The sequence below is a fragment of the Pantoea sp. X-Soil-MYKO-1289 genome (assembly GCF_059730625.1).
The window spans coordinates 786,879-799,844 of record NZ_AP036004.1 but is presented as its reverse complement, the minus strand read 5'-3'; the positions used below and the strand labels follow the sequence as shown (position 1 = coordinate 799,844).

Below are 12,966 nucleotides of genomic sequence, written 5' to 3'. Positions count from 1 at the left end.
ATGCAATATACTGTTTACCAAAATAACGGAAATAGCCGGGACTACCCTTTTTTACTCGATATCCAGAGCGATATCGTTGATGATTTGAACACTCGCCTGGCTATTCCTCTCTATCCTCTTAGCGGCTTGCAGAGTCAGGCTGCGCTTCGCTTAAACCCTCTTCTGGAAATTAACGGCACGCCTTATTTATTGCTAACACACGCAATGGCGAGCGTGCGTAAGGCTCAACTTGGTGCAGAAGTGTGTAGCGTTGAGCATTATCGCTATCAAATCAAATCAGCTATTGATTTTCTGTTGGATGGATTTTGAAAAAACCTGGGCTTAGCCATTCATCCCAGCTCGTAAAACGGAGATGAATGGCTGCCCACTCGCGTTACGCTTTCGCTTTCGGCCGCCACAGCCACAGCGCCGCAATCGCCAGCGCAAACAGCGCGCCGAAGCCGACGCCGGTCGCGACCGCGGGCGCGCCCGCCTTCACCGCCAGCGTATAGAGCCCCAGCATCACCAGCATGGCGATATTCTCGCCGAAGTTCTGCACCGCAATCGCATTGCCCGCGCCGACGCTCGCCTTGCCGCGCGCCTGCAGCACCGCGTTGAGCGGCACCACGAAAAAGCCGCCCAGCGCGCCGATCGCCATCAGCAGCAGGTAGGCGTTCAGCAGCGAATGCTGCAGCGAGAAGATCACCACCATCACGCCGATCAGCACGCCAGCGGGCATGCAGCGGCGCACCGTCTCCAGCGTCACCAGCTTCGCCGCCGCGCCAGCCCCGACCACGATACCGATCGCCACCATGGCGTTAAGCGTCGTCGGCGTGGCGTTGTCGCTGATGCCGAGCGCCACCGGCACCCACAGCACCAGCAGGAAGCGCAGCGTCACGCCTGCGCCCCAGAACAGGCTGGTGCCGAGAATGGAAAAGCGCGTCTCCGCGTTATGCCACAGCGTTGAGCAGGCCTGGAAAAAACGGCGCAGCATCGCGCCGAGATGCCAGCTCTGTCCCGGACGCGCCGCGGCAAGCGCAGGAATAAACAGGTTCGCCGCCACCGCCACCGCGTAGGTGGCCGCGCAGAGCGCCAGCGCCGCCGGCAGGCTCCAGTCGGCGAGCGCGCCGCCCGATACCGATCCGAGCAGGATCGCGGCGATGGTGGAACTCTCCATCATGCCGTTGGCCTTCACCAGCTTCTCGCCGGAGGTCAGCTCGGTGAGGATGCCGTACTTGGCGGGCGAATACGCGGCCGCGCCGATGCCCACCAGCGTATAGCCCACGAAGGGATTGAAGCCGAAGCAGATCAGCAGCGCCCCCAGCAGCTTCAGGCTGTTGGCGAACATCATGACCCGGCCTTTGGCGAAGCTGTCCGCCAGCTGGCCGACAAAAGGCGCCAGCAGAATATAGGCGGCGACGAACAGCATCTGCATCACCGGCTGGCTCCAGTCGGGATAAAGCTCGCTTTTCAGCAGCGCCAGGGTGGCGAAAAGCAGCGCGTTGTCGCCGAAGGCAGAGAAGAATTGCGCGCCCATCACCGCCAGCATGCCGCGCGACCTCAGCGACATCGCCTGCGTGTTTAGCCTGTTCATGCCTGCTCCTCTTCCGCCAGTTTTTTCAGGCTGACGTAGTCCGGTTTGCCGCTGCCCAGCATCGGCAGCGGCTTCATCACGCGGATATCACGCGGCACGGCAAGCTCCGGCGCGCCCAGCTCGCGCGCCGCCTTCTGCAGCACGTCGCGCTTGAGATCGGCGTCGGTGGTGAAGAGCACCAGCGCTTCGCCGCGGTTGCCGTCGGCGCGCAGCGACGCCGCGTGCTGTTTCTCCGGCGACGCCTTCAGGGCGATCTGCTCGACGCTCTCCAGCGACACCATCTCGCCGGCAATCTTGGCGAAGCGTTTCGCGCGCCCCTGGATCTGACAGAAGCCGCCTTCGTCAAAGAGGACGATGTCGCCGGTATCGTACCAGCCCGCCTCCATCTGCCCTTCGCCGTTGTCGGCGGCGGGCGCTTCCAGCACGCCGGGGTTCTCGACGCGCAGATAGCCGTTCATGATGTTCGGCCCGCGCAGCTGCAGCCGTCCGCCCTGCTCGATGCCCTCGACCGACATCAGCCGCGAATCCATGCCCGGCAGGATGCGGCCGACGGTGTGCGCTTTCGCCGCCATCGGCACGTTGATCGCCACCACCGGCGCGCACTCGGTCACGCCGTAGCCTTCCAGAATACGAATGCCGTACTTCTCCATATAGATCTGGCGCGTCGCCTCCTGCAGCTTCTCCGCGCCCGCCACCACGTAGCGCAGGCGGGCGAAATCGTAAGGCGCGGCAAAGCGCGCGTAGTTGCCGAGGAAGGTTGAAGTGCCGAACAGCACGGTGCAGTTGCGGTCGTAGACCAGCTCCGGCACGATGCGATAGTGCAGCGGACTGGGGTAGAGAAACACCTGCGCGCCGGTCATCAGCGGCGTGAACAGGCCCACCGTCAAACCGAAGGCGTGGAACAGCGGCAGCGCCGACATAAACTTATCGCGCGGGGTGAAATCGGCCACGGTGCGGATCTGCTCGACGTTCGCCAGCAGGCTTTTATGCGAATGCACCACGCCCTTGGGGTTGCCCTCCGAGCCGGAGGTGAAAAGCACCATCGCCGCCTCTTCCGGCTGGCGCGCCACCTGCGCGCGGCGCGGCAGCAGCAGATGCGCGAGGATCCAGAGCTTGTCCTGCGTCGTCACGGTGTCGCGCAGATCCTCCAGATAGATCCACTCGACCTCGGTCAGCCCCTGCGGCAGATGCCAGAGGTTGCCCTTCTCCAGAAACTGGCGCGAGGTAAAGACGGTTTTCACCTGCGACGCGGTGAGCGCCGCGCGCATGCCGTTGACCCCGGCGGTGTAGTTAAGCATCGCCGGCACGCGCCCGCGCATCGACGCGCCGAGGATCGCCGCCGCCGTCACCGTCGCATTCGGCAGCAGCAGGCCGACGATTTCGCCTGGCTGGCTATAGCGCTCAAGAATGCGACCGACGCCGAGCGCCTTTTTCAGCAGCCCGGTATAGCTGTCGGGCTGCATATTGACGTCTTCGATGCAGGGCTTAAACGCGCCGTAGCGGGTGCGGGCGTTAAGGAAGGCGTCATAGAGCGTTTCGCGCGGGCGCACCGCCATGCGCGCTTCCATCATAATATGATGCAGGTGCTCGCCGGCGAGCTGGCGCCGGTCGCGCGCGCGCTTCGCCTCCGGCATCGGAATGCGCGTCGCGGGCAGGATGGTCAGGGTAATGCGGGGAAACAGGCGGCGCTTGAAGACGCCCGACAGGCGGCCAAAAGGGGTGTACTCCGCGCCTTCGATGCGCATCGGCACCACGTTGGCCTGCGATTTGGCGGCGACAAACCCCGCGCCGCTGTAGATTTTCATCAGCGAGCCGGTCACGGTAATGCGCCCTTCCGGGAAGATCACCACCGGACGGCCGCTGTCGATCAGCCGCACCAGCTGCTTGATCGACATCGGCCGGGTCGGATCGAGCGGAACAAAATCGATCAGCGGCTTCACCAGCCGCATATACCACCGCTCGCTGACGGCGGAGTAAACCGCGAATACCGGTCTGATCGGCAGGAACAGCGCCAGCAGCACGCCGTCGAGAAAAGAGATATGATTCGGCGCGATCAGCACTTTTCCCTGATGCAGCGCGGCGGCGTCGCCGCGCAGTTCCACCCGCCACAGCAGGCGGCAGACCAGACGTAAAAATGTAAACAACATGCCAGCTCCATAGCATCGCTAAAAAGGTTCCTAACGATGCAGGATCTGGCGTCGTTCGACAAGCGCAAAGGCGCGATTTAGGGCGCGCTCTGCCAGCCGCCGCCGAGCGCGGCGATCAGCGCCACGCTGGCGACCCACTGGGTGCTTTGCAGCGTCAGCAGGCTCTGCTGCGCGCTCAGGCTGCTGGTCTCGGTGGTGGCGACGTCGAGATAGTCGATCATGCCCGCCTCATACTGGTTGCGCGTAACGCGCGCCGACTCGCGCGCGGCGTCGGTGGCGCGCTGCTGCGCCGCCAGCTCGCTGGTCAGGGTGTTCAGCTCCACCAGATCGTCCTCGACCTCCTGCATCGCCGTCAGCACCGCCAGGCGATAGCTGGCGACGCTGGCGTCATACGCGGCGCGCGCCTGATCGACCTTCGCCGAGGTGGCGCCGAAGTCAAGCAGCGTGCCGCTCAGATCGGGGCCGAGCGACCAGACGCGATAGGGCAGCGAGAAGAGATTGTGCAGCGCCGAGGCGCTGGTGCCGCCGCTGGCGCTCAGCGTCAGATCGGGATAGTAGCCCGCGATCGCCACGCCGACCGCGGCGTTGGCGGCGGCGACGTTGCGTTCAGCGTAAGCGATATCGGGACGGCGCTGCAGCAGCTGCGACGGCAGCGCCTGCGGCAACGGCGGCAGCGTCGCGGTCAGCTTCGCCGCCGGCAGGCTGAAGTCGGCCGGCGCTTTGCCGATCAGCAGCGCGATGGCGTGCTCCATCTGGGCGCGCTGCCACTGCTGGTCGAGCGCCGAGGCGCGCGCGCTCTCCAGCTGCATCTGCGCCTGCGCCAGGGTGGCGCGCGACTCGCTGCCCGCCTGATATTTATTCTCGATGACCTTCAGGTAGCGATCGTAGGCCGCCACGCTTTGCTGATAGCGCGCGATCTTCTCATCCATAATACGCAGCTGAAAATAGTCCTGCGCCAGCTCCGACTGGGCGCTGAGCGTCACGTTCGCCAGCTCGGCGGCGCTCGCCTGGGCGCTGGCGGCATTCTCCTCGCGGGTGCGGCGCAGCTTGCCCCACAGATCCACCTCCCAGCTGGCGCTCAGCTGCGCCGAGTTGCTGTTGGTGACGCTGCGCGCGCCGCTGTTAGTGGAACGGGTGCCGCTGCGCGTTGCGCTGGCGTCATAGCCGAGCGTGGGAAAGAGCGCGGCGCGCGACTGAGCGGCCAGCGCCTGCGCTTCGCGGTACTGCGCGGCGTAGCTGGCGACGTTCTGGTTAGAGATGCTGACCTGCCGCAGCAGGCCGCTCAGGGTGTCGTCGTGATAGACCGCCCACCACTCGCCTTTGCTTTGATCGTCCTGCGGCGTGGCGCGCTGCCAGCCTTTGGCCTCTTTATAGTGCAGCGGCACGCTGGCGCTGGGGCGTTGATAGTCGGGGCCGACGGCGCAGCCGCCGAGCAGCAGCAGTAACACGAGAGAAAGCTTTTTCATCAATCAGGCTCCCGCATGGCGCAAACGGCGCCACTGACGTTGGGTGGCGCGACTCAAACGGTCGAACCAGAGATAGACCACCGGCGTGGTAAACAGGGTCAGCAGCTGGCTCAGCGCCAGGCCGCCGGCAATGGCGATGCCGAGCGGGCTGCGCAGATCGGCGTCGCCGCCGCTGCCGAGCGCCAGCGGCAGCGCGCCGAAAAAGGCCGCCAGCGTAGTCATCATGATGGGGCGAAAGCGCATCAGGCACGCCTGCACGATCGCCTGCTGCGGCGAGAGGCCGAGACGGCGCTCGGCGTCGAGCGCAAAGTCGATCATCATAATGGCGTTCTTCTTGACGATGCCGATCAGCAGGATAATGCCGATCAGCGCAATCACCGTCAGCTGGGTGTTGGTGAGCAGCAGCAGCAGCAGCGCGCCGACGCCCGCCGACGGCAGCGTTGAGAGAATGGTCAGCGGATGCACGTAGCTCTCGTAGAGCACGCCCAGCACGATATAGACCGCCGCCAGCGCCGCCAGAATCAGCCAGGGCATGGTGGCCGTCAGCTGGCTGAAGGCGGCGGCGGTGCCGGCAAAACCGGCCTGAATGCTGGAGGGCAAACCGAGCTTCGCCATCGCCTGCTTGATCAGCGCCTGCGCCTGCTCCAGCGAGACGCCGTCGTTGAGGTTAAAGGCGACGGTGCTGGTGGCCGACTGCCCCTGATGCGCCACCGACAGCGGCGCGTTGCCGCTGCTCAGGGTGGCGAAGGCGGAGAGCGGCACCCGGTCGCCGCTGTCGTTGATGACGTAGAGTTGCTGAAGGATTGCCGGGTCGCGCGTGTAGCTGCTGTTAAGCGACATCACGACGTGATACTGATTCAGCGTGTGATAGAGAGTGGCGACCTGGCGCTGGCTGAAGGCGTTGTTGAGCATGGTGTCGAGCATCTGCACATTGACGCCGAGGCGCGTAGCGCGGTCGCGATCGATAGCGATCACCACCTCCTGGCCGCCGGTTTGCGAGTCGGAATCGACGCTGTTGAGCTGCGGGATCGCCGCCAGCGCCGCCTGCACCTTCGGCGTCCAGCTGCGCAGCAGATCGAGGTCGTCCGCCTGCAGGCTGTACTGATAGCTGGCGTTGGCGCTGCGCCCGCCGATATGCAGATCCTGCGCCGCCATCAGGAACATCTGCGCGCCCGCGATATGGCTGGTTTTCATGCTCAGCCGGTTGGCCACTTCGGTGGCGGTGGCGTCGCGCTGGTCGAGATCCTTCAGCCGCACGAAGAAGTTGGCGCTGTTGCGCGAGCCGAACATGCCGCTGCCCATTGACGACATTACGCTCTCTACCGCCGGATCGGCCTGAATAATTTTGGTGAACATCAGCATTTTCGGCTTCATCGCCTGAAACGAGATGTTCTGGTCGGCGCGCAGCGCGCCCATCAGCAGGCCGGTGTCCTGATTGGGAAAGAAGCCCTTCTGCACCACGCTATAGAGAAACAGATTGAGCAGCACGGTCAGCGCCAGACTGAACATCGTCAGCTTCTGGTGGCGCATCACCCAGTTCAGCCCGCGCGCATAGGCGGCCAGCAGCGCGTTAAGCTGGGTCTCGATAAACTGATAGAGCGGATGCGGCCTCTTGCTGACGGGCGGCTTGCGCTTCAGCAGCCGCGAACAGAGCATCGGCGTCAGGCTGAGAGAGACGAACATCGAGATCAGCAGCGACACCGTAAGCGTAACGGCGAATTCGCGGAACAGGCGTCCGACGATGCTGCCCATCAGCAGAATGGGGATAAAGACGGCGATCAGCGACACCGTCATCGACAGCACGGTAAAGCTCACCTCGCGCGCGCCGCGCACCGCCGCGCGCACCGGCCCTAAGCCCTCTTCAATATGGCGCGTAATATTCTCCAGCACCACAATGGCGTCATCCACGACAAAGCCGGTCGAGATAATCAACGCCATCAGCGACAGGTTGTCGAGGCTGTAGCCGAGCAGATACATCACCGCGCAGGTGCCGATCAGCGACACCGGCAGCGCCAGCGCCGGGATCACCACCGCCTGCAGGTTGCGCAGGAAGATAAACACCACGGCGATCACCAGCAGCACGGCGATCAGCAGCGTCTCTTCGGTGTCGTAGAGCGAGGCGCGTACCCCAGGCGAACGGTCGATCACCACTTTGAGCTGCGTATCGGCGGGCAGGTCTTTCTCCAGCGCCGGCAGCTGCGCCTTAATGGCGTCGATGGTGTCGAGCATATTGGCGCCCGCCTGGCGCTTGATGCCGATCATCACCGACGGCGCGGCGTTAAGGAAGCCGGCCTGGTATTGATCCTCCACCGAGTCGTAGACGGTGGCGACGTCATGCAGCCGCACCGCGTTGCCGTCCTGATAAGCGACGATCAGATCGCGGTACTGCGCCGCCTTGTCGAGCTGGCCGTTGCTGTCCACCACCCACGACTGGCTGCTGCCCTGCAGCATCCCTTTCGGTAGATTAGTGGTGCTGTTGGCGACGGCGCTGCGCACGCTATCCAGCGAGATGCCGTAGTGCGTCAGCTTCTGCGGCTGCAGGTCGATACGCACCGCGGGCAGCGCGCTGCCCATCAGCGACACCTCGCCCACGCCCTTTACCTGCCCCATCGCCTGCTCGATCTTGCTTTCGGCCAGATCGTAGAGTTCGCCAGGCGTGCGCGTTTCGGAGGTGAGCGCCAGCATCACGATCGGCGCGTCGGAGGGGTTGGCTTTGCGGTAGGTCGGCAGCGACTCCATGCTGCTCGGCAGCAGGCTGCGCGAGGCGTTGATCGCCGCCTGCACGTCGCGCGCCGCGCCGTTGATGTCGCGGTCCAGCTCAAACTGCAAAATGATGCTGGCGGATCCCTGCGAGCTGCTGGAGGTCATTTCGGTGATGCCCGCGATCTGCCCGAGCGCGCGCTCCAGCGGCGTCGCCACCGTCGCCGCCATGGTTTCCGGGCTGGCGCCCGCCAGGCTGGCGCTCACCATAATGGTGGGAAAATCGACCTGCGGCAGCGGCGCCACCGGCAGCAGCCGGTAGCCGAGCGCGCCGAGCAGCAGGATCGCCAGCGTCAGCAGCAGCGTGGCGACCGGGCGGAAGATAAACAGCCGCGTCAGATTCATGACGCGCCTCGCGACCGCTGCTGACGGCGTTTCACCCAGGCGTTGCCGCGCTGCGCGACGGCGTCAAACCAGAGATAGATCACCGGCGTGGAGAAGAGCGTCAGCACCTGGCTGACGATCAGCCCGCCGACGATCACCAGCCCCAGCGGCTGACGCAGCTCCGCGCCCGATCCCGACGCCAGCATCAGCGGCAGCGCGCCGAGCAGCGCCGCCATGGTGGTCATCAGGATCGGGCGGAAGCGCAGCAGGCAGGCTTGATGGATCGCCTCGCGCGGGCTGAGGTGCTGCTTGTTCTCCGCCTCCAGCGCAAAGTCGATCATCATAATGGCGTTCTTTTTCACGATGCCGATCAGCAGGATCACGCCGATTAGCGCAATCAGGCTGAACTCGCTGCCCGCCAGCAGCAGCGTCAGCAGCGCGCCAACCGCCGCCGAGGGCAGCGTGGAGAGAATGGTCACCGGATGAATAAAGCTCTCGTAGAGAATGCCCAGCACCACGTACATGGTGAGCAGCGCGGCGAGGATCAGCCACAGGGTATTGCCGGTGGCGCTCTGGAAGGCGGAGGTTTCGCCCTGATAGCGCAGCGTGATGCTCGACGGTAGCTGTAGCTGCTGCTGCACCTCAGCGATCGCCTTCTGCCCATCCTCCAGCGAGTAGCCGCTATTCAGGTTAAAGGAGATCATCACCGCCGGGAACTGATTGAGCCGCATATGCATCAGCGAACCGGCGCGCTGGTGAATGGTGGCGACAGAGGTGAGCTTCACCATGCCGCCGCTGGCGCCGTCGCTGGCGGACGTTGAGGTCGAGGTTGACGTCGATGTCGAGGTTGAAGAGGAGGTCGAACTCGACGACGCGCTATCGCTGGTCGCAGGCTGCAGATAGACATCCTCAAACGAGGCGGGCGACTGCTGGTACTGCGGCGCCACCTCCAGCACCACGCGATACTGGTTCGACTGGGTAAAGATGGTCGACACCAGACGCTGGCCGAAGGCGTTGTAGAGCGCGGTATCGACATCCGAGGCGGTAATGCCGTAGCGCGCCGCTTTATCGCGGTTCAGTTCCACCCAGGCGACGCGGCCCTGATCCTGCAAATTGCTCACCACGCCGTTGAACTCGGGCCGCTTTTGCAGCACCGCCACCAGCCGCGGCGACCAGGTCACCAGGTTTTCGCTGTCGGGGTCATCGAGGGTGAACTGATACTGGCTCGGCGTCACCTGATCGTTAACCGTCAGATCCTGCGCGGGCTGCATATAGAGCTGGATGCCCGCCACCTGCGTCGCCGCCTGCTGCAGCTGTTTGATCACCACGTCGGCCTTGTCGTCGCGCTGGTCGAACGGCTTCAGGTTGATCTGCAGCCGTCCGCTGTTGAGGCTGGTGTTGTTGCCGTCGATGCCGATAGTAGAGGAGAGGCTCTCCACCGCCGGGTTTGCCAGCACCACCTTCGCCAGCGCCTGCTGGCGCTTCGCCATCTCGCTAAAGGAGACATCCTGCGACGCCAGCGTAATGCCCTGGATCAGCCCGGTGTCCTGGGTCGGGAAGAAGCCTTTCGGCACCGCCATATAGAGCAGCGCGGTGAGCGCAAAGGTCGCCAGCGCCACCAGCAGCGTCAGCTTCTGGTGGTTGAGCACCACCGTCAGCAGCCGGTCATAGCCGCGGATCAGCTTGTCGAACAGCTCGCCGCCCTTGCGCGCAAAGCGCGACTGCCGCTCCGGCGGGATATGGCGCAGCAGATAAGCGCACAGCATCGGCGTTAAGGTCAGCGACACCAGCATCGACACCAGAATCGACACCGCCAGCGTGATAGCGAATTCGCGGAACAGCCGCCCCACCACGTCGCCCATAAACAGCAGCGGGATCAGCACCGCAATCAGCGAGAAGGTGAGCGAGATAATAGTGAAGCCGATCTGCTGCGATCCTTTCAGCGCCGCCTGCATCGGCGTTTCGCCCTCCTCCAGCCGCCGCGAGATATTCTCCACCACCACGATGGCGTCGTCGATGACGAAGCCGGTGGCGATGGTCAGCGCCATCAGCGACAGGTTATTGAGGCTAAAGCCCGCCAGATACATCACGCCGAAGGTGCCCACCAGCGACAGCGGCACCGCCACGCTGGGGATCAGCGTCGCCGCCACGTTGCGCAGGAACAGGAAGGTCACCATCACCACCAGCGCGATCGACAGCATCAGCTCGAACTGCACGTCGCTGATCGAGGCGCGGATGGTCTGGGTGCGGTCCGAGAGAATGGTCATCTTCACGCCGTCCGGCAGCGCGGCCTGCAGCGTTGGCAGCGCCGCCTTGATGTTGTCCACCACCTGAATCACGTTGGCGCCCGGCTGGCGCTGCACGCTGATAACAATCGCCGGGCTGCGGTTGGCCCATGCGGACTGATAGCTGTTCTCCGGCCCCTGTTCGATATGGGCGATATCCTTCAGGCGCAGCGCCGCGCCGTTCTGGTAGGTGAGGATCAGGTTGCCGTACTCGTCGGCGGTGCGCAGCTGATCGTTGGCGTCGATAGTGACCGAGTGATATTTGCCGTCGAAGCCGCCCTTCGAGCCGTTGACGTTGCTGTTGCTAATCAGCGTGTTGACGTCTTCCAGCGTCAGCTTGCGCGCGGCGAGCGCGGCCGGGTTCATCTGCACGCGGATCGCCGGCTGATGGCCGCCCGCCAGCGTCACCATGCCGACGCCGGAGATCTGCGACAGCTTCAGCGCCACGCGGGTATTGACCAGATCCTGCACCTGCGTCAGCGGCAGGATGTCTGAACTGGCCGCCAGGGTGATCACCGCGCTGTCCGCCGGATTGACCTTTTTATAGGTCGGCGGATTGGGCAGATCGCTCGGCAGCAGATTATTAGCCGCGTTGATGGCCGCCTGCACTTCCTGCTCCGCGACGTCGAGCGAGAGATCGAGGCCGAACTTCAGGGTAATGATGGAGGAGCCGCTGGAGCTGGTGGAGGTCATCTGGCTCAGCCCCGCCATTTGCCCCAGCTGGCGCTCCAGCGGCGAGGTCACCGACGACGCCATCACGTCGGGGCTGGCGCCGGGATAGAGCGTGGTGACCTGAATCGTCGGATAGTCCACCTGCGGCAGCGCCGAGGTCGACAGGAATTTATAGGCAAAAATGCCGGCGATCAGCACGCCCACCATCAGCAGGATGGTGGCGACCGGCCGCAGGATAAACAGGCGTGACGGGTTCATTTTGCCTCAGCGCTTGCGGTCGGTTGCGTCTCATCCGCCAGCGCGACTTTGCTGCCGTTGGTCAGGCGATCGATACCTTCGGTGACCAGCCGATCGCCGGGCTCGACGCCTTTAAGAATCGCCTGCCTGTCGTCGCCGAACGCCGGACCGGCGGAGACCGCTCTGCGCGTCACGGTATTATCTTTATTGATCACAAAGACAAAGCTGCCGTCGCTGCTCAGCTGCAGCGCCTGCGACGGGATCACCGTCGCTCCTGTCAGGGTAGCGATCTGCAAACGCAGATTAACGAACTGGTTGGCGTAGAGCGCTTCGTCCTCGTTGGCGAAGGTCGCCTTCAGCGCCACGGTGCCGGTGCTGGTGTCGATCTGGTTGCTGATGAACTTCACTTCGCCCTGCGCCAGCGCGCGGCTGTTGTCCTGATCGAAGGCGGTGGCGGGCAGCGTCTGACCGTTGTGCAGCGCCTTCGTCAGCGCGGGAATATGGCTTTGCGGCACGCTGAAGGTGACGGCGGCGGGCTGCATCTGGGTGATGGTGACCAGGCCGGTGCTGCTAGAGCTTTGCACCATATTGCCCGGATCGACCTGACGCAGCCCGACGCGGCCGCTGACCGGCGCGGTGATGCGCGCATACTCGATGCTCAGCTTCGCGCTGGCGATCTGCGCCCGATCGGCGGCGACCGCGCCGCGATACTGGCCGACGGTAGCGGTTTGCGTATCGAGATCCTGCCGCGCCAGCGAGTCCTGCGCGTAGAGTTTGCGGTAGCGCGCCAGCGTCAGCTCGGCGCTTTTCAGCAGCGCCTGGTTTTCGCTCAGCTCAGCCTGATACTGATTCAGCGTCGCCTCAAAGCCGCGCGGATCGATCTGCGCCAGCAGCTGGCCCGCCGCCACCTTCTGCCCCTCGGTGAAGTAGACCTTCTCCAGCTGGCCGTCGACGCGGCTGGTGACGGTGACGCTGGCGTTGGGGATCACCGTGCCGAGCGCGTTGAGGTAAACCGGCACATCGGCGGTGGTCGCCACGCCGCTGTGCACCAGCGTCGCGCCGCCGCCCATCATCGCCATGCCCGGCGGCCCGCCGCGTGCGCCGTGACGACCGCCTGGCGCCATTGCGCCCTGCCCTTTGCCGAACGGCAGCACGCGCCAGATGACGCCGGCAACTATCACTATCAGGATTAACAACAGCAGCCATTTAAGCCAGCGGGAACGGGAAGAGCGGGACGCATTAGTCATGGTTAAAAGTCTTGCCAGCAGTAGAAAGAAAGAATCCCTTCTTTTTCAGGGGATTATTACGTTTATCAATCATCACGCCGCGTATTATCCGCGAAGCCTCGCCTGTTTTTCCATCGGCAAACTGTAAGGGTTGCGTTAAGAATGGTCAGACTTTCCAGCCGACACTCAGCGCCTCATGCAGCGTCATTTTCTGTTGTAGCTGGCCATAACGGACGACGAACGATAAAGGAATGCAGAACCGCGGCTACTCAGGGA

General features: G+C 64.0%; 7 protein-coding genes. 1 reads left to right on the top strand and 6 read right to left on the bottom strand.

Annotated elements, in window-relative coordinates:
- Positions 1-309 (top strand): CcdB family protein, encoded by a 309-nt coding sequence (locus AC6I7Z_RS03780; protein WP_497813202.1) that lies wholly within the window; start codon positions 1-3, stop codon positions 307-309.
- A 64-nt stretch (positions 310-373) separates the two neighbouring features.
- Here the strand turns inward: AC6I7Z_RS03780 and lplT are convergent, their stop codons facing one another.
- The 6 genes from lplT to AC6I7Z_RS03750 all read right to left on the bottom strand — a co-directional run bounded on the left by lplT (position 374) and on the right by AC6I7Z_RS03750 (position 12,711).
- Positions 374-1,573: a lysophospholipid transporter LplT gene (lplT, locus tag AC6I7Z_RS03775; RefSeq protein WP_497813201.1), complete on the bottom strand. Its 1,200-nt coding sequence runs from the start codon at positions 1,571-1,573 to the stop codon at positions 374-376.
- Complete coding sequence (aas, locus tag AC6I7Z_RS03770) at positions 1,570-3,720, bottom strand: bifunctional acyl-ACP--phospholipid O-acyltransferase/long-chain-fatty-acid--ACP ligase (RefSeq protein WP_497813200.1); 2,151 nt, start codon at positions 3,718-3,720, stop codon at positions 1,570-1,572. Before aas ends, lplT begins: the two co-directional genes overlap by 4 nt.
- Before the next feature lie 77 nt (positions 3,721-3,797).
- The gene (locus tag AC6I7Z_RS03765; RefSeq protein ID WP_497813199.1) at positions 3,798-5,186 is read right to left on the bottom strand and encodes an efflux transporter outer membrane subunit; all 1,389 of its coding nucleotides are present in this window, start codon (positions 5,184-5,186) and stop codon (positions 3,798-3,800) included.
- A gap of 3 nt (positions 5,187-5,189) precedes the next feature.
- Positions 5,190-8,291 carry an efflux RND transporter permease subunit gene (locus AC6I7Z_RS03760; RefSeq protein WP_497813198.1) on the bottom strand — a complete coding sequence of 1,034 codons (3,102 nt, stop codon included), beginning with the start codon at positions 8,289-8,291 and terminating at the stop codon, positions 5,190-5,192.
- Positions 8,288-11,485: an efflux RND transporter permease subunit gene (locus tag AC6I7Z_RS03755; protein ID WP_497813197.1), complete on the bottom strand. Its 3,198-nt coding sequence runs from the start codon at positions 11,483-11,485 to the stop codon at positions 8,288-8,290. Before AC6I7Z_RS03755 ends, AC6I7Z_RS03760 begins: the two co-directional genes overlap by 4 nt.
- Positions 11,482-12,711, bottom strand: a complete 1,230-nt coding sequence (locus AC6I7Z_RS03750; protein ID WP_497813196.1) for an MdtA/MuxA family multidrug efflux RND transporter periplasmic adaptor subunit — start codon at positions 12,709-12,711, stop codon at positions 11,482-11,484. The genes AC6I7Z_RS03755 and AC6I7Z_RS03750 overlap by 4 nt, the downstream gene beginning before the upstream one ends.
- Positions 12,712-12,966 lie beyond the last annotated feature (255 nt).